Raw genomic sequence first — 16,460 nt, forward strand, 5'->3', positions numbered from 1 at the left:
TCTCCTCAGAATGAGCGGGGGAGGCCGAGAACCCGCTCGGCGATATGAGAGAGGATCAGGTTTGTCGATACTGGTGCAACTTGGTACAGGCGTGCCTCCCGGAACTTGCGCTCGATGTCGTACTCACGAGCCATGCCGTAGCCTCCGTGAGTTTGCATAGCTACGTTGGCTGCTTGCCAAGACGCGTCTGCCGCCAAGAGTTTCGCCATATTTGCTTCCGGCCCGCATGACAGTCCAGCGTCGAAAAGATCGGCCGCTTTCCATCTCATTAGGTCGGCCGCTTCGATATCTATATGGGCTCTCGCAATCGGGAACTGAATACCCTGGTTCATTCCGATGGGTCGATCGAAGACGACACGTTCGTTGGCATAGTTGCGTGACTTCTCGATGAACCATCGACCGTCACCGACACACTCAGCCGCAACGAGAATCCGTTCGGCATTCAGTCCATCGAGAAGATAGCGGAAACCGGCGCCCTCATCGCCAATCAACGAATCTGCAGGGATCACCATGTTGTCGAAGTGGAGTTCGTTCGTATCGTGGTTGACCATTGTCTCGATGGGCGTGACCGAAAGCCCTTCAACTTCGCGCATATCGATCAGAAACAGCGAGAGTCCATCGGTCTTTTTGGTGACCTGGTCGCGTGGCGTCGTTCTGGCGAGAAGCAGAATCAGGTCGCTGTGATTGACCCGTGAAGTCCAGACCTTCTGTCCGGACACCACGTAGTGGTCGCCGTTGCGGACAGCCTTCGTTTTGATGCGCGTCGTTTCGGACCCAGCGTCGGGTTCGGTTACAGCGAATGACTGCAGCCGGACCGTCCCATCTGCGATCGATGGTAGGTACTTGTCCTTCTGTTCGGGGTTGCCGTACTTCAATAGCGGACTCATCGTGTAAAGCTGAGCGTGTACTGGAGTCGCCACGCCGCCACGAAAACTGATTTCCTCCAGGAGAACCGACGCGTCTCCCAAGTCGAGTCCGAGTCCACCGTACTCGGCCGGAATCAGTGCGCTGAGCGCACCTGTCTTGGTGAGATCGTCTACGAATTCTGTTGGGTATTCACTCTTTTCGTCTACTCGTCGCCAATAGTCCGGCGAATAGCGACTTAATACGTGGGCGACGACACTTCGGAAGTCTTCCCGGATTGAATTGTCCTTCCGCCTATTGGTCATACGGTCACCGCCGTATGGCGATCGCTACCGCGCTGCGGTCCCTGCCCGCGCTTGTAGATCATGACGGTGCGTACGTAGGTGACGACCTCGTCGCCCCGCTGGTTGTATCCAGTCGTACTCACCGTGACGATTCCCAGGTTCGGTCGTGATGTGGACTCGCGCACAGCGAGGACCTTGCTCAACGATGAGATGGTGTCGCCCTCGAACACTGGGTTCGGCAGTTGAACCGCATCCCACCCCAAATTCGCGAAAACGTTCTGTGAGATCTCGGCCACGCTCTGGCCTGAAACCAGTGCGAGAGTGAAGGCCGAGTTCATGAGTGGCCGGCCGAACTCTGTCTGTGCGGCGTACTCATGATCGAAATGGAGCGGCGCAGTGTTCTGAGTAAGTAGCGTGAACCAGATGTTGTCGGTGGTGGTGACTGTCCGTCGCGCAGCGTGCTCGATGAGGTCACCGACGACGAAGTCTTCATAGAATCTTCCAGCTGGTGCTTTGTGTAAAGTCATTGTCTCTCCTTGCAATTGGCCGAGTGTGCTCGGCGGCTTGTGACGGCCTGGATCGGATGGCGAGTCAGTGGTGTCAGCCGATGGTGAACGGATCACGACTGGCGCCCTCGAGTTCCACCCAGATCGACTTGTTTTCGGTGTACTCGCGTAGCCCTTCAAGTCCACTTTCGCGCCCCCATCCGCTCTTCTTGAATCCGCCGAACGGAACACCCGGTGCGGACAGCCGATAGCAGTTGACGTAGATGCTTCCTGCGCGCAGCTTCGCTGCGACGCGGTGCGCGCGATGAACGTCCTTGGTCCATACGGCCGCCGCCAGTCCGTATTCGCTGTTGTTGGCTTCGGAAACGGCTTCTTCCTCGGTTTCGAACCGCATGACACTCAACACAGGGCCGAAGGCTTCTTCTCGGGCGATGCGCATAGTGTGTTTGACATCGGTAAGCACGGTCGGCTGGACAAAGAGCCCGCCCAACTTTGGATCCGGACCTCCGCCATAGGCGACGGTTGCGCCCTCGTCCTTCGCGGACTGCAATAAACCGAGCACTGTAGCTAGTTGGTTGGCGTTGGCGACCGGCCCCATCTCAGTTGCCGGCATCTTGGGGTCACCCAACTTGATCGTGCTGGCTCTGTCTACGATGCGTTTGACCAAATCGTCATGAATGCTGCTGTGCACGAGCAACCTTGAACCTGCCATGCAGGTCTGCCCGGTAGCGGCGAACACTCCGGCGATGATGCCACTGGCCGCTGCATCGAGGTCAGCGTCCGGAAAGACTACCTGTGCCGACTTGCCGCCCAGCTCGAGTGACATACGTGTGAGATTCTCGATGGCGCTGTGTCCGACCTGAATTCCGGTAGCAGTGGATCCGGTGAATGCGATCTTGTCGATTCCGGGATGCGATGCAAGGGCTTTGCCGGTCTCGGGACCGAGCCCGGTCACAATGTTGACCACTCCGGGTGGAATGCCGGCTTCAGCAAAACATTTGCCCATCTCCAATGCCGACACGGGAGTGTGTTCCGACGGCTTCAGGACAAACGTGCAACCTGCAGCCAGTGCTGGCGCGAGTTTCCAGGTGGCGAGGAGAAGTGGCGAGTTCCACGGGATGATTGCGCCCACTACGCCGACTGGCTCTGGGCGCGTGTAGACGAAGTAGTTGGGCTTCGCTGATGGGATCGTCGCACCCTCGATCTTGTCTGCCAGGCCAGCGAAGTAGTAGAACCATTGGGGCAGATAAGCTGTCTGCGCTGACATCTCGCGGAGAAGTTTGCCGTTGTCTCGGGTCTCGATCTCGCCGAGTCGGGGCGCTTCTCGCTCGAGGATCGCAGCGAGCTTACGCAACCTTGCCCCACGCTCGGTGGGCCCTATTCGATGCCATTCGCCTTCGAACGCGGCGCGTGCTGAGATGACAGCTCGGTCGACGTCGGCTGCGCCTCCATCCGGCACGATCGCCCAGGGTTTACCCGTCCACGGATCGAGGCTTTCGTACGTCTCTCCCGAAATCGACTGTGTCTCATGGCCGTCGATCAACATGCCGTACTTGTTCATTGCGGTTCCGCTCATCTCTTCTTGCCGTTTCCTCGAAGGTTTCGTTCAGGCGCCGTATGTGGTGAGTTCGGCACCGTCGATTGCAACCCCGGTCCGTACTTCGTTCGCGGCTACTCGAATCGCTTCGACGAATTGCTCGTAGTAGTGCGGTGGCAGTGGGCTCAGGAGAAACTGAAGGCGAGGGGGGCTGACTGCGAGCATTGCCGGCCAGCCGTTGCGCTCGAGCACGTTTGCTACGCGTTCGATCTGGCACTGCGGATCAGTAGAGGTGAACACGATGATTCCGCTCTCATGCGGAGCGACGAGTTCGAATCCATCGATAGTAGATAGCCCTTTCGCGAAAATGTCTGCCCCGGAAACGATCTCCTGGGCGATCTGCTCGTACCCTTCCTGACCAAGGGCGACCAAGGTTGCCCATGCTCCTGCGAGTACGGCACCGGATCGGCTTCCTGTGAAGCCCGTTCGGCGGTAGGGCCTGAAGGGCCAACTCGACGCGACGTCGATGCTGAATGAGTGATGGCGAATAAGTTCGCTCGAATTCACCGAGAGCGTCGAGATTCCTGTGGGAGTGAATCCAAATTTGTGCAGATCTGCTGACACGGACGTCACGCCCGGATAGTCGAATGGTGTCGTTGACGACTCGCCCGCGACTCGCTTCAACGCAGGCAGAAGGCAACCACCCACGCAGGCGTCGATGTGGAACCACAAGTCGTGCGTCTGTGCGAGTGCAGCGAGCTCTTTGACAGGATCTAGGGTTCCATGCGTGTAGTTCGGCGTTGAAGCCACGAGAAGGACGGTGTTCTCGTCGATCTGGTTCGCCATGGCTTCGGGGTCTGCGCGGAATTCGTTTCCTACGGCAATCCGTCGGACGTCGATTCCCAGTTCTTCCGATGCCTTGTCGAAGCTCGGGTGCGCCGTCTCCGGGATCACCATGTTGGGTTGGCCAGGGACTCCACCGTTTTCGCGGGCCTTGAACAGTGCGCCTTTGACTGCCAAAAAATTGCTTTCCGTCCCGCCGACAGTGAGAGTGGTCGCCCCATCTTCTGGGACGCCCAGGTGGTCGCGCACCATCGCCAGCAGTTCGGCTTCGATCACGTTCAGGCTCGACGGTTTTACAAAGCCGTTGAGATGCGCGAATTGGCTCATCGCCGCACGGGAGGCGGACAGGGCCTTGTCGGGAAGTACTGGCCACAAGGTGTCCGGCCAGCCCGTGTGTAGCGGTGGATCGGACGCAAGTAGCTCGTGCAGGCGCTGTTCGATCTCGTACTGCCGCCAGCCGGAAGCAGGCATTCCCGTCAGAGATGGTTTGGGTGTCATGGCTCTCCACTTTCGATTGCGAAGGATTGCTGTGAATGCGGATATGGGCTCGATCAGACGTAGATTCGGCGAATATCGGCTTTGCACACCATAGTACTGGCGTCAATAGCTTGACAAGTGGTCTAGACGAGCCTAAATTCGCTTTCAGTAGAAAACGGCTTCTCGATTGCCTGGGCAGAGATCGAAACAACCGCCGAGCCACCTCGCGTGACAGGACCTCATCGGTCCAGGATTGGATGGGGATCGATCGAATGTGAACAGCAGTCAGAGAAAGAAGGAAAGAATGTTCGAGCTTGAGCACGGGGAAGGCGAGATTGCCCTCGACGAGCAGGATCTGGCCATCATTTCTGGCTTGCAGGAGGACGGGCGTCGCTCGTACGGCCAATTAGCCAAGACTGTAGGACTGTCCGAGACTGCAGTGCGTCGGCGCACTCAACGTCTGATCGACTCGGGAGTCATACGCATCGTTGCGGTATCGGACACGGCGTACCTGCGTAAGACGGTCGGAGCAACGGTCGGAGTGTTCTGCGACGACGATGCGACCGCGGTTATCGAAGCCCTCGATGCGATGCCGGAGGTTGACTACATCGTCTCTACGGCTGGCAAATATCGACTTCTTTTCGAGGCGCAGTGCAAAAGTAACGACGAGTTGTTTCAGCTCACGAACAGAGTCCTCAGCGTTCCTGGAGTGAGCGGTCTCGAGACGCACTACTACATCAAGTATCACAAGCAGACGTACACGTGGCCCCCCGGCGTGGAACGCAGAAACGTACAGGATCAAGTTAATGAGCCAGAGGCGACCATATGAATACCGAACCTGCGTTGAGGTGCTGACCGATGGAACCCGCTGAAGCGTCCGTGTGGAGGAGCGCGACGCCCAACTGGTTGTCCGGACTGACGACCTTTCTCTTCACGCCCGGATCGAGTGAGAAGCTTCTCGCGAAGGCACTACGGTCACCCGCAGACGCTGTGGTCATTGATTGGGAAGATGCTGTCCGCTCCGACGAGAAAGCCAAAGCGCGTGAACTGACGAGCCGAGTCTTGAGCGAACCGCAATCATTTCAAAAACCTTGCCTTGTTCGAGTGAATGCAGTCGACACGCCGGATCATGACGCTGACATTGCCGCGCTTGCCGACGTCGAACCTGACGCCATCGTTTTGCCGAAGGCTTCAGTGTGCGCGTTGGATTCTTTGCACGACAACGGACTTCCAGTGATTGCCATCGTCGAAACTGCGATTGGGCTTCAGGACGTTGAAAGGATTGCCAATCATCGACTGGTCCAGGCGGTGGCCTTCGGGGCTGTCGATTTCGCCGCTGAACTGGGAATCGTTCCATCCGCAAACGGGCTCGAATTCTTGTATGCGCGATCTCGAATCGTGGTCGCGTCTGTGGCGGCTGGACTGCGCTCACCCATCGACACCGCATATGTCGATGTGGCTTGTTCTGAGGGCCTCGAACGTGAGGCCAAGTTTGCCAAATCGCAAGGCTTTGGCGCGAAATTCTGCATCCATCCGGGACAGCTTGACATTGTCGCACGAGCATTTCGGCCGTCCGAGAAGGACCTCGAATGGGCACGACAAGTTTTGGAACACCTTCCGCCCCAACATAATGGCGGGGTTTTTAGAGCAGGAGACACTATGGTGGACGGGCCTGTGTTAACGAGGGCACAGCGCATCCTGCAGCAATGCGAGGAGCAGCAGTGACCGTGGTTAGCAACGACGAAGCAGAATCGAAAGACCGGCCACTGAAGGGGATGAGGGTCGTAGACATCACCGGCTCCATTGCTGGGCCGTTTTGCTCACAGACTCTGTCCGCGCTAGGCGCAGACGTGATCAAGATCGAACACCCCACGCGTGGTGATGACACTCGATCCTGGTCTCCGCCGGACTGGGGAAGTGAGAGTGCAGCCTTCCTTGCCAACAACGCAGGCAAAAGGTCGATCGGAGTAGACCTCAAATCGACTGAGGGCCGCCAAGTGGTGTTGGACCTTGCTTCGCAGTCACACGTCTTCCTCCAAAACCTGAGACCTGGGCTGGTCGACAAGCTTGGGATCGGATTCGGCGACCTTAGCTCCGTCAACGATCGAATCATCTACTGCACGATCAGCGCATTCGGAAACGCAGGAGAGCGATCGTCCGAGCCCGGCTACGATCCATTGATGCAGGCAGCTGCCGGAATAATGAGCGTCACCGGTGAAGCTGGACGTTCACCGGTCCGTGCTGGTGTGTCACTCATCGACCAGGGTTCCGCGTTATGGGCGGTTATTGCGATTTTGTCCGCTTGGTGTACGCGGGAGTCTCGAGACGAGCCACATCTCATCGAAACGTCCCTCTATGAAACTGCCCTCAACTGGATGCCTGTCCACGTCGCGAGCTATCTGGCGAATGGAACGCTGCCGCAACCGATGGGAAGCGGAATGGCAGTAATCGCTCCGTATGAAGCCTACGAAACCGCGAACGGTTCGTGGCTCATGCTTGCTGCCGGAAATGATCGACTTTTCGCCCGAGCCTGTTCCGTTTTGGGCCTCGAAAACCTGCCGACCGACGAGCGATTTCAGACCAATCGTGAACGCGTGCGACACAGGGAAGAATTGGCCGCGATACTTGGTGCCTGTCTATTGGCTCGCCCAGCCAGCGAATGGGTCGCGGAATTCAGGGCCGCTGGAGTCCCGGTATCAATCGTTCAAACGGTCGATCAAGTCGTCAACGATCAACAGACAGAGGCGCTCGAACTTCTGCAGCCGATGGTGCACAAGAGCATTCGAGATTTCCGATCAGTAAGACCACCTCTGACTATCAACGGCACGCGTGTGACTCATCGCTTTGCGCCGCCATTGCTTGGCCAAAACTCCTGCGAGGTACTCCGTGAGATTGGATATAGCGACCAGAAGATATCCGATCTGGAACGCGGTGGAATCATTGCGTAGCGGCCAAACATTTTGATGGTGACGTGTGAGTCATCGGTGACTTGCAATGCGACAGGTCGAGTTGTCTGTCGCGAAAGGTGGTTGTTGTCGGGAATTTTTGACTCGATCTGCATATTCGGTCGGGCACTCATCGGCCACCCACGCGAAGTCGGTGAGTTGTCTTCCAGATTGTGGTACGTCAGACGGTGCGAGCGCAGGCGCACTGGGTCGCGGCCAGGGTGCATTCTCCTTGCGTCGTTTCGTAAGTCGCAACAGCGCTCGATGATGCCGGCGTCTCGGTGCCCGTCTCCCGGGGCCAAAGTGCGAACCCTGCAACGGCTCCCACTGCGGCAAGCGCTGCAAGGATGCTCCAGGTGACCGCAAATCCCGCGCTCGAACCAACCCATCCGGCGATCGGATAGGTGACAAGCCAGGCGAGGTGTGACAGGGAGAACTGGGCTGCGAACACCTCCGGTATACCTGCGGGGTCGACGGAGCGCCGAAGTACTTTTCCTGTCGGAGTGACGATCATGGCCATGCCGGCGCCGACGAGCGCCCACACTGCGGCAGTGAGTATCCAAGTGAATACACCGGCCACGGCAAGGGATGCTGCCGCGCTGGCGCTGAAGACCAGGACAACGGAACCTGCTGTCATCACAGTGCGTTCGGCGGTTCGGTCGAGAACGCGGGGGAGAAGCAGCGCGGTTACCAACGTGCCGGTGCCTGACGCGGCAAGCATCCACGCCACGTCGGATTGGGTTCCACCGAGCTCGTCGCGGACGTAGTTGACGGTGTTGACGACGACGATCGAGCCGGCCGCTGCCACCACGAGATTGAGGGCCATGATGGCGCGCAGTCGCGGCGTGGTCACGAAGATTCGCACTCCCGACGCGATCCGATCCCACGCCTTGCGGTGAGTACTGGGACGAGCGTTGGGGATCCGGGTGGCCAGCACGAGCAGTGCCGAGACCGCAAAGCCCACGGAGGTGGCGACGAACAACAGGTTGAATGTCATGAAGGACAGTGCGACTGCGGCAAGAACAGGGCTGAGCAGGCTTTCCATCGTGTAAGCGACCTGCGATGCCGACAGTGCGCGGGTGAAATCGGCCTCGTCGGTCACGATGTCAGGGATGACCGCTTGGAACGTGGGTGTGAACGCTGCCGACGCAGCTTGGAGAACACCTACCAGCACGTAGATGTGCCAGATCTCGCTGACGAAGGGCAGTGCGATCACGACCGCTGCGCGAATGGCGTCGAGGGCAACGAGGAAAGCCCGTCTCGGCAACCGGTCGACGTACGCCGCTGCGAGTGGAGCGATCACGACGTACAGGGACATCTTGATCGTCAGCGCGGTGGCAAGCACAGCTCCGGCGCTCGGTCCGGCCAGTTCGTAGGCGAGTAGACCCAGCGCAACCGTCGCCAACCCGGTACCGAACAACGCAATGATCTGGGCGCTGAAGAGCAGGCGATAGTCGCGAATCAAGAACAGGTGCATGCTGTTCCGTACCGGTGCGGTCCTAGCGGTCCGGTTCATCTGGTTTCACTCCCGCGACAAGATTGAAAGCTCCGGTCAGAACATTGAGGGCGACGATTCCGACTACGTCAGCGATCTCGCGATCACCGTAGCCGTGCGCTCGAAGGCCCGCGATGTGTTCGTCGGAAATCGAGGCAGGCTCCCGATAGACGCGAAGTCCGAAGTCGATCATTGCCGCGATGGCGGGATCGGCCGATGTGCCCGCGCGGGCACGCTCGATCTCGTCCGCCTCGACGCCGTGGGCGTGCGCGGCGACGACGTGGGCTTCGAGGCAAACAGCGCAACCTTGCTGGACCTGCACGGCGATCGAAATTCGCTCGGTGATCTTGCGGCTGAGTTTCGCTCGCTTCATTGCCCGGCTGAGTTGCAGATAGCCACCCAGCACGGCGGGCGAATGAGCCATCGCCGCGACCATGTCACCGACCTGTCCGTGACGGTTGACGAGTTCGGCGAGAAGGTCTTTCGATGTACCGACAGCTGTGGCGGGAGTGAGAGATGCAAGGCGCGACATAACGAGTCCTGGTGCTTGCCGGTGGTGGGTTCGGCGGTGATCGCCGGCCGAACTCACCACCGGAGTTGGTCAAGAATTGACGGTGGATTGAACGGTTCTAGGATCCTCGACCTTGGTCGACCGCATCACGACAGCGGTGATTGCTGCGCCCACCACTGCGATGGCGGCTGCTCCGAGGAATACGGCGGAGAAACCGTTCGTCAACTCCGTCAGGTCACCGAGTTGATCAGCGCCGAACACTGCTGCGATCGCGGTCATCACCGCGAGGCCGACAGCCGAGCCGACCTGGTAACTGACGTTGACGATGCCGGAGGCCAATCCGCCCTCTTCCGGACGCGCGGCCGAAATCGCCGTACCGAGTGAAGGAATGAACGCCAGCGTCATACCTGCGGCAGCCACCAGAGACGCCGGCAGTACGTCGACCCAGAAGTTGCCGGTGGGCCGGATCAGCGACATCCAACCCAAACCTATTCCCAGTACCAGCAATCCGGTTACGATCATTGCTTTTGCACCGAAGCGCGCCATGGCCCGTGGTGCTACGACGACCATGCCGAGCATGACGAAGATCGTCATCGGCAGCAGCGCCGCGCCGGCCGGGAAGGCGCTGTATCCGAGCACTTGCTGCAGATACAGGTTCAGGAAGAACCACATCGGTATCCAGGCGGCGCCGAGCACGAGCTGAGCGATGTTCGCGGCACCGAGGTTGGGCGCCTTGAAGATTCCCAGACGCACCAGAGGCTCACGACGCTTCGACTGGATCAATACGAATGCACCCAGCAGAGCGGCCGAAACGGCGAGTGCCAGCCACGTCTGCCCGGATCCCCATCCGACGTCAGGTGCCCTGACGATGCCGAAGACTCCGACAGCGAGGCCTGCGGTGACGGCCAGTGCGCCGAGGAAGTCGATCGACCCGGTACGCGCCGGTGCGTTCGGCATCAGGAAGGGCGTGGCGATCAGTGCGATGACAGCGATGGGAATGTTGAGATAGAACACCCAAGGCCAGCTGGTGTATTCGGTGATGACGCCGCCGAGGAACACGCCGGCCGTACCGCCTGCCGGGGCGGCAGCGCCGTAGATGGACAGCGCCTTGGTCATTTCCTTTTGCGTGCTGCCGAACAGCATCATCAGCAGGGTGAGCGCCGAGGGTGCGATGAGTGCGGCGCCTGCGCCCTGAACTGCGCGGCCCGCAAGTTCGACCGCCACGTTACCGGCGGCACCGGCGACAACGGAGCCGATCAGCAGGATCAGCCAACCAGCGGAGAACACTCTGCGGGCGCCGAACAGGTCGGACAGGCGGCCGCCGAGTAGGAGTAGCCCGCCGAACGCGATGACGTACGCATTGAAGACCCAGGTCAGGCCTTCTTGGGAAAAGCCGAGATCGCTCTGCATCTGGGGGAGAGCGACACCGATGATGGAGGTGTCCATGATGACCATGAACTGAGCGGCGGCGATCAACGCCAACGCCCACCACTTACGGGTGGATTTCGGTTGTGTGGACATTCTGAGTTCCTTACCTGTACGGGGTATAGGTGATGCTCGTGTGGTCAGGGGGTGTCGAAAGCGAGCCTGGGCGACATCGGCGCAGCGCTTCGTCGAGGTGCGCGGGGAAATGCTGTTCTTGGAACTCATTCGGCCGGCGCTCTGCGTAGATGCGCATCGGATCTCCTTCGAGTGAATTCAGGGTGTTCGAGTAGTTCGTTGCATACCCTAGGGGGGTATGGTACAAATTGCAACAGGTTCGATTTCAAGGAGTGTCGAACCCGACGCAGACGGCAACGGAAGTGCTGCCGACCCAATCTTTGGAGGGCAAGATGTTCAGCGACAACGGCTACACACTGGAATTGGCAACGTCGGAGGCGGCCGTCGGCAGCCATGTCCCCTTGCAGTTCCGGATCCTGGATTCGGTTGGAACTCCGTTGACCCGGTACACGGACACCCACGACAAGCAGTTGCATCTGATCGTGGTCGGTCTGGACCTGACCGGATTTCAGCACGTGCATCCCGAATTGGACGAGAACGGAAACTGGCGTGTGTCAGTCGATTTCGATCACGTGGGAGACTACCGAGTCTTCGCTGACTTCACCCCGGACGGCGGTGACGGAATGACGCTGAGTGCGGATGTACGCGTCGCCGGCTCCTATGATCCTCGGCCGTTGCCCGCCGCTGGTGCCGCCACGACGGTCGACGGCTATACCGTCTCTCTCGAAGGTGCGGCCCATGCCGGCCAGACATCGAAGCTCACGCTCTCGGTCAGTCGTGACGGAATCCCGGTCACGGACTTGCAGCCCTACCTTGCCGCGTACGGGCACCTGGTCGCGTTGCGTGCCTCTGACCTCGCGTATCTCCATGTGCATCCGGACGGTCATCCCGGTGACGGTGTCACGCCGGCTGGACCGGCAATCACCTTCTATGCGAACATGCCGAGCGCTGAGGACTACCGGTTGTTCCTGGACTTCAAACATGGCGAAGTGGTGCGTACGGCGGAATTCACTCTGACTGCCGACAATGCGACCACGCCTGGGGGCGAACACTCGAGCCACTCGCGCCACGGGCACTGAGACCGAATGAGTCTCGCAGCAACGGGAAAACGGGCATGGGCGATCACCATGCACCCATCTGTTCGTGCAGTAGCGAAGTGCCTGGCGATGTGCGCAGTGATTGCTCTGCAGGACAACGGAAGCCGACGAGTATCCGCACATCGCCCCGGAAACGAGAATTGTTGCGAAGTCACGCGTTGACGAACAGGAGGACATCGAATGTTGGAAGCGACAGAAGTAGGCAGTGCTCCAAGCAGCGCCCCAAGCAGCGATACGGCCGGCGATGCATGCTGCACGAGTGATTCGCACGGCTACATCACCGCCAAGGGCGACTACCTGGGGCGTCTGCGTCGCATAGAGGGTCAAGCTCGCGGCCTGCAGCGCATGGTCGACGAGGACAAATACTGCATCGACATTCTCACGCAGGTCTCGGCGATGACCAAGGCTCTCCACGCGGTGGCTATGGGACTGCTCGAGGACCACATCAGCCATTGCGTCGTCAAAGCTGCCGTTGACGGTGGTCCCGAGGCGGAGGCAAAGGTGAAGGAAGCGACCGACGCGATTGCGAGGCTCGTTCGCTCGTAGAACTGTGCTCGACGAACATTGATACCGTGGTCGTCATGTTCAGCATCGAGATCCGTCGTACATTCGCTGTGAGGCAGGGACTTCCGGCACCGGTGCGGGACGCGAAAGACTTTCCGCCGCTGATGCCTGCCGAGGGATTTCGCGTGACGATGCGAGCGGCATTCTCGTTCGAGGACGACCAACTCGGAGGACGTGGATGGTTTGTCGACACGGACGCTCTGGACGAGTCCGTCGATCGATGTGCCGCGCGATCGGCGAGCGGTGTCTGGCCGGAGGTTTTAGACAATAGGCGTGGCAACGAGATACGTCAGATCGCACTGATCTGACGTATCTCGTTGGGGCACAAGGTTCGGTCGACGGACTACTGGTAGAGACGCAGTGCAGACCCGATGAAGGACTTACCGAATGCGAGTCCGGCCTTGTTGAAGTAGAAGCTCATGTTCGTATTCGCGAACGGCACCGCGGACACCGTCTTGGTGATCTGCGACTCGGCGTCTGCCCACTCTGCGCACGCTGCGTCGCCGGTCAACCCGGAAGCCTTGGCCACCGCTGCTTCGTAGGCGGGGTTGTTGATCGAAGAGAAATTCTTACCGGCTGCCGGAGCAGGTCCGGTGAAGAACGGGGTGAACCCGCTGGGGATCGAATTGTTGATCTGGATCCATGCGATGTCCCACTGATTGTTGTCTTTACCGCTGAGCATGACGTCGACAACTTTGGTCTGGTCGGCTCCCGTCACCTCGACGGTTGCGCCGAGATCCGACCATGCAGATTGAGCGAGTTCGGCTGCTGCGCTGCGAGCTTCTTCGCCTCCTGCGTAGAAGAGGCGGAGCGTCAACGGGTTTCCGTCCCTGCTTCGTTTTCCGTCCGCACCGGCGGTCCAACCGGCCGCATCCAAGGTTGCCTTCGCTGCGCTGACGTCGTAGTCCGGAATGTTGCCGGTGACGGAGTCGTACACGCAGGCGCGGGGCTCTACACCGACGAGACTTGTTGCGCGGGTGCCCTGGCCGGCAGTGATAACTTCTGCCAGATCGTCGAGATTGACTCCCTGGATGAGTGCTTTGCGAACGGCGGGATCGCTGGTGGGATTGTTCGCGATCTGGTTGAAGTACATCTGACCGGATGGCATCGGGCGATTGATCGAGGCGAAATTGGCGGCTTCGATCCGGTCCTTGTCCGGACCGGCGATCGGAGATGCGTTGAGTTCGCCGGAGAGAAGCTGGTTTGCGGCGGTGCTGACATTGGGTGCCATGACAGCGATGACGGTCTTGGGGACACCTGGTGTGTCGGAGGTGGTGTCGTCGGGGCCCCAGTTGTAGCCGTCACGACGCTCGAACGTGTAGTGGTCGTTGGCGGCGACTTCGGTGACTTCGAACATCCCGGAACCGAGAGACTTCTTGTTCGAGGCGGTCGGGTCCGCGAGTCCGGCGTCGCACATGATCGGGAGGCGACTGACCGTGAGGAGGAGGAAGGGGCTCGGCGCCGGAGTGGTGACCGTGATGGTGCGGGTCGCGGGATCGGCAGTGGCCGAAGCGCCTACGGGGACCGTAGTGCCGCGTTGTTGTGAACCGTTGGCCGGATCGGCCACGAAGTTGATGTTGTTCGCGACGGTCTGCGCGTTCAGCGTCGACCCGTCGGTACAGGTCACTCCCTCGCGGATGGTGAAGGATGCGGAGGTCGGCGTCTCTTCCCATTTCTCTGCCAACCACGGTTTGAATTCACTGGTGTCCGGATCCTGGTAGACCAGGGAGTCGTAGGCCAGCCTCGAGATGTCAGCGGTTGCCGCGGAGCCGGACATGATCGGGTTGAGTGCACCCGGATCGGCTTGCAACGCATAACGGAAGGTTCCGTCTGTCAAAGGCTCACCGCCGTCGGAGCCCGAGGACGTGCCTCCCGAGCTGCAAGCCGACAACACGAGTGCGAGCCCCGCTGCCGTTGCAAGTGCCGGATAAGAGCGGTGTTTCATTGTGCCTCCGTGAAGGAGCCAGGGCCCGAGCGAAGTTCGAGAGGGCGCGGTCGAGTGTGACCGCTAAATCTTGGCGTAGGACGTGACGGGCATCTCGGTCGATCTTCACGAAAATCATGCCGATTTTTGTTCGATCTCACGAGAACCGGGGTGATGAACCAGTCTGGCTCGCGGCGGGTTGAGGTTACGTCGATGTGGCCACCTGGTATCGGTCTGCTCGACTGTGTGTTCGAAACTCTGTTGAGTGCTGAACTCCTCGACAGGGATCGCTTTCGCGATGCGGTGCTGCGGAGCGTAAGAGAATCCACAAATCGGATGCCGGAAAGTCTTGGGTTTCCCCCTGGCCCGCGATCTCAGGAATGAGGGAACCTCGAGTCTCGACAGAATGTCGGAGCTGAGTCATCACACGGACTTCAGTTGTAGTCGAACCATCCGATCAGAATTTCGGAAGGCCACTTCGCCGAATCCATGTCGGTTGGTTCGCCCGCAATGTCAATAAATCGTTGGCGGGATCTTGAAAGGAAGACCAGTGGGAAACGAAGATACGAAGAACATGGCGGTGGTTGCGGTGAACCCGCGGAGTTTGGCCGAGCCTGCCGGCCACTTTGATCGAGCGGTTCGAATCGGCGACTTTCTCCACATCTCGGGGACATCGGCGCTCACCAATCTCACTGGCACAGTTGAGGAGCGTACGTTGCCTGAGAGCTTTCGAGAACAGGCTGAGACTACCTTCGACAACATCGAGAAGGTACTGGTCTCTCAGGGCGGGACTCTTGCCGATATCTACGAGATCCGTGTCGCGCTCAGTGATCGCGATCTCTTCGGCCCTCTGAACGAGATCTTGAAAGAACGTATGCCCGCCCGCGGATTCATCGGATCGGGATACGTGGCCGGGTTCATGGCACCGCATATGAAGATCGAGGTCGAGGCTCACGCGTACCTCGGCCTCACCACTGCAGGTTGATAACGCTCCATCCATCGACTCCAAGCTTATCGCGTCGGCTCTTGCGCCGACCCGCCGAAAGGAACATCCTGTGACCGCTTTGTCCTCCTTCGTGAAAAGCATCAGCACTGGCGCAATTGAGGTCGTCGACCTCACCACCCCCCTCCACGCAGGCACTCCAACCGTGCCCGTTCCACCTCCGTTCGCGCCGACCGCCGGATTCTCGATGAATCAGGTCAGCAACTTCGACGAGAACGGACCAGGCTGGGCGTGGAGCGATATCACGTTGGGCGAGCATGTCGGAACTCACGTGGACGCCCCCCGTCACTGGATCAGTGGACGGGATGGATTGTCCGTCGACGAAATTCCCCCGGCACGGCTGGTCGGACCTGTAGCTGTCATCGACAAAACCGAAGAGGTACTGGCGAACCCGACCTTTTTGCTCGAGGCCAAGCATTTCGTCGAGTGGGAGGAAAAGTATGGACCGATCGAGCCAGGGTCGTGGGTCATTTTTCGTTCGGGGTGGAGCGCGTATGGTGATGACCCGCAGCGTTTCTTGAATCCGAATGGCTGGCCTGGTCTTTCGCTCGATGGTGCAAAATGGCTCGCCGAGAATCCCGCGGTCAGCGGGTACGGAGTTGAAGCAGTGGGCATCGACAGCGTCAGTTCCGGCGATGACTCGAAACTGGAACTTCCCGACGAGGACGCAGATCCAGGCGAATTCGGCCCCGGACACTACTACTTGCTCGGCTCCGACAAGTACGGGCTGACCTCACTTCGCAATGTCGACCGGCTCCCGGCGAAGGGCGCCACGATCGTGGTGGCGCCGCTTCCCATCGTCGGAGGCACCGCCGGCCCCGCACGTGTCTTCGCATTCGTCGAGCAGTCGTAGTCAGGCGAGTGATCCCTCGGTCTCGGAGCACGCTCCCGCGGACCGGTTCTGCATGAG

At 59.6% G+C, this 16,460-nt stretch carries 16 protein-coding genes; 8 read left to right on the forward strand and 8 right to left on the reverse strand.

Annotated features, from left to right (window positions below; genetic code table 11):
• Window positions 1-5 precede the first annotated feature (5 nt).
• The 4 genes from ACSW29_RS04505 to ACSW29_RS04520 form a co-directional block, all read right to left on the reverse strand.
• The gene (locus tag ACSW29_RS04505; RefSeq protein ID WP_095970766.1) at window positions 6-1,169 is read right to left on the reverse strand and encodes an acyl-CoA dehydrogenase family protein; all 1,164 of its coding nucleotides are present in this window, start codon (window positions 1,167-1,169) and stop codon (window positions 6-8) included.
• Window positions 1,166-1,675 (reverse strand): MaoC family dehydratase, encoded by a 510-nt coding sequence (locus ACSW29_RS04510; RefSeq protein WP_095970767.1) that lies wholly within the window; start codon window positions 1,673-1,675, stop codon window positions 1,166-1,168. Before ACSW29_RS04510 ends, ACSW29_RS04505 begins: the two co-directional genes overlap by 4 nt.
• A 73-nt stretch (window positions 1,676-1,748) precedes the next feature.
• Complete coding sequence (locus ACSW29_RS04515; protein ID WP_448276626.1) at window positions 1,749-3,230, reverse strand: aldehyde dehydrogenase; 1,482 nt, start codon at window positions 3,228-3,230, stop codon at window positions 1,749-1,751.
• A 30-nt stretch (window positions 3,231-3,260) separates the two neighbouring features.
• Window positions 3,261-4,532 (reverse strand): pyridoxal phosphate-dependent decarboxylase family protein, encoded by a 1,272-nt coding sequence (locus tag ACSW29_RS04520; RefSeq protein ID WP_448276628.1) that lies wholly within the window; start codon window positions 4,530-4,532, stop codon window positions 3,261-3,263.
• A 283-nt stretch (window positions 4,533-4,815) separates the two neighbouring features.
• On the opposite strand from ACSW29_RS04520, the gene ACSW29_RS04525 reads away from it, so the two are divergent.
• The 3 genes from ACSW29_RS04525 to ACSW29_RS04535 are packed head-to-tail and all read left to right on the forward strand — an operon-like array spanning window position 4,816 to window position 7,459.
• Window positions 4,816-5,340 carry an Lrp/AsnC family transcriptional regulator gene (locus ACSW29_RS04525; RefSeq protein ID WP_095970770.1) on the forward strand — a complete coding sequence of 175 codons (525 nt, stop codon included), beginning with the start codon at window positions 4,816-4,818 and terminating at the stop codon, window positions 5,338-5,340.
• Window positions 5,341-5,369: 29 nt separating this feature from the next.
• The gene (locus ACSW29_RS04530) at window positions 5,370-6,236 is read left to right on the forward strand and encodes an HpcH/HpaI aldolase/citrate lyase family protein (protein ID WP_448276630.1); all 867 of its coding nucleotides are present in this window, start codon (window positions 5,370-5,372) and stop codon (window positions 6,234-6,236) included.
• A complete protein-coding gene (locus tag ACSW29_RS04535) occupies window positions 6,233-7,459 on the forward strand; it encodes a CaiB/BaiF CoA transferase family protein (protein WP_448276631.1) in 1,227 nt (408 codons plus the stop codon). Before ACSW29_RS04530 ends, ACSW29_RS04535 begins: the two co-directional genes overlap by 4 nt.
• A gap of 178 nt (window positions 7,460-7,637) precedes the next feature.
• On the opposite strand, the gene ACSW29_RS04540 is transcribed toward ACSW29_RS04535, so the two are convergent.
• The 3 genes from ACSW29_RS04540 to ACSW29_RS04550 form a co-directional block, all read right to left on the reverse strand.
• On the reverse strand, window positions 7,638-8,972 hold the full coding sequence (locus tag ACSW29_RS04540) for an MFS transporter (RefSeq protein ID WP_448276632.1): 1,335 nt from the start codon (window positions 8,970-8,972) through the stop codon (window positions 7,638-7,640).
• Window positions 8,956-9,483, reverse strand: coding sequence for a carboxymuconolactone decarboxylase family protein (locus ACSW29_RS04545; RefSeq protein WP_448276633.1), 528 nt, complete (start codon window positions 9,481-9,483; stop codon window positions 8,956-8,958). The genes ACSW29_RS04540 and ACSW29_RS04545 overlap by 17 nt, the downstream gene beginning before the upstream one ends.
• 69 nt (window positions 9,484-9,552) lie before the next feature.
• The gene (locus ACSW29_RS04550) at window positions 9,553-10,983 is read right to left on the reverse strand and encodes an MFS transporter (RefSeq protein ID WP_230816783.1); all 1,431 of its coding nucleotides are present in this window, start codon (window positions 10,981-10,983) and stop codon (window positions 9,553-9,555) included.
• Window positions 10,984-11,234: 251 nt separating this feature from the next.
• Here ACSW29_RS04550 and ACSW29_RS04555 point away from each other — a divergent pair, with 251 nt between their 5' ends.
• The 3 genes from ACSW29_RS04555 to ACSW29_RS04565 all read left to right on the forward strand — a co-directional run bounded on the left by ACSW29_RS04555 (window position 11,235) and on the right by ACSW29_RS04565 (window position 12,931).
• The gene (locus ACSW29_RS04555) at window positions 11,235-12,041 is read left to right on the forward strand and encodes a hypothetical protein (RefSeq protein ID WP_448276635.1); all 807 of its coding nucleotides are present in this window, start codon (window positions 11,235-11,237) and stop codon (window positions 12,039-12,041) included.
• Window positions 12,042-12,239: 198 nt separating this feature from the next.
• Window positions 12,240-12,605, forward strand: coding sequence for a metal-sensitive transcriptional regulator (locus ACSW29_RS04560; protein WP_317827652.1), 366 nt, complete (start codon window positions 12,240-12,242; stop codon window positions 12,603-12,605).
• A 35-nt stretch (window positions 12,606-12,640) separates the two neighbouring features.
• Complete coding sequence (locus tag ACSW29_RS04565) at window positions 12,641-12,931, forward strand: hypothetical protein (RefSeq protein WP_317827651.1); 291 nt, start codon at window positions 12,641-12,643, stop codon at window positions 12,929-12,931.
• A 35-nt stretch (window positions 12,932-12,966) separates the two neighbouring features.
• Here ACSW29_RS04565 and ACSW29_RS04570 read toward each other — a convergent pair whose 3' ends face one another.
• Entirely contained in the window at window positions 12,967-14,568 is a 1,602-nt protein-coding gene (locus ACSW29_RS04570) for an ABC transporter substrate-binding protein (RefSeq protein ID WP_448276636.1), read from the reverse strand.
• Window positions 14,569-15,097: 529 nt separating this feature from the next.
• Between ACSW29_RS04570 and ACSW29_RS04575 the strand changes: the two genes are divergently transcribed.
• Both ACSW29_RS04575 and ACSW29_RS04580 read left to right on the forward strand, forming a co-directional pair.
• The gene (locus tag ACSW29_RS04575) at window positions 15,098-15,532 is read left to right on the forward strand and encodes a RidA family protein (RefSeq protein ID WP_448276637.1); all 435 of its coding nucleotides are present in this window, start codon (window positions 15,098-15,100) and stop codon (window positions 15,530-15,532) included.
• A 70-nt stretch (window positions 15,533-15,602) separates the two neighbouring features.
• Window positions 15,603-16,403, forward strand: a complete 801-nt coding sequence (locus ACSW29_RS04580) for a cyclase family protein (RefSeq protein ID WP_448276638.1) — start codon at window positions 15,603-15,605, stop codon at window positions 16,401-16,403.
• Window positions 16,404-16,460: the final 57 nt, after the last annotated feature.

The organism is Rhodococcus sp. GB-02 (assembly GCF_053470465.1).

Excerpts from the sequence above, each read along its gene's own strand:
- ACSW29_RS04505 (WP_095970766.1), bottom strand. The coding sequence starts at position 1,169 with ATGACCAATAGGCGGAAGGACAATTCAATCCGGGAAGACTTCCGAAGT.
- ACSW29_RS04510 (WP_095970767.1), bottom strand. The coding sequence starts at position 1,675 with ATGACTTTACACAAAGCACCAGCTGGAAGATTCTATGAAGACTTCGTC.
- ACSW29_RS04515 (WP_448276626.1), bottom strand. The coding sequence starts at position 3,230 with ATGAGCGGAACCGCAATGAACAAGTACGGCATGTTGATCGACGGCCAT.
- ACSW29_RS04520 (WP_448276628.1), bottom strand. The coding sequence starts at position 4,532 with ATGACACCCAAACCATCTCTGACGGGAATGCCTGCTTCCGGCTGGCGG.
- ACSW29_RS04525 (WP_095970770.1), top strand. The coding sequence starts at position 4,816 with ATGTTCGAGCTTGAGCACGGGGAAGGCGAGATTGCCCTCGACGAGCAG.
- ACSW29_RS04530 (WP_448276630.1), top strand. The coding sequence starts at position 5,370 with ATGGAACCCGCTGAAGCGTCCGTGTGGAGGAGCGCGACGCCCAACTGG.
- ACSW29_RS04540 (WP_448276632.1), bottom strand. The coding sequence starts at position 8,972 with ATGAACCGGACCGCTAGGACCGCACCGGTACGGAACAGCATGCACCTG.
- ACSW29_RS04545 (WP_448276633.1), bottom strand. The coding sequence starts at position 9,483 with ATGTCGCGCCTTGCATCTCTCACTCCCGCCACAGCTGTCGGTACATCG.
- ACSW29_RS04550 (WP_230816783.1), bottom strand. The coding sequence starts at position 10,983 with ATGTCCACACAACCGAAATCCACCCGTAAGTGGTGGGCGTTGGCGTTG.
- ACSW29_RS04560 (WP_317827652.1), top strand. The coding sequence starts at position 12,240 with ATGTTGGAAGCGACAGAAGTAGGCAGTGCTCCAAGCAGCGCCCCAAGC.
- ACSW29_RS04565 (WP_317827651.1), top strand. The coding sequence starts at position 12,641 with ATGTTCAGCATCGAGATCCGTCGTACATTCGCTGTGAGGCAGGGACTT.
- ACSW29_RS04570 (WP_448276636.1), bottom strand. The coding sequence starts at position 14,568 with ATGAAACACCGCTCTTATCCGGCACTTGCAACGGCAGCGGGGCTCGCA.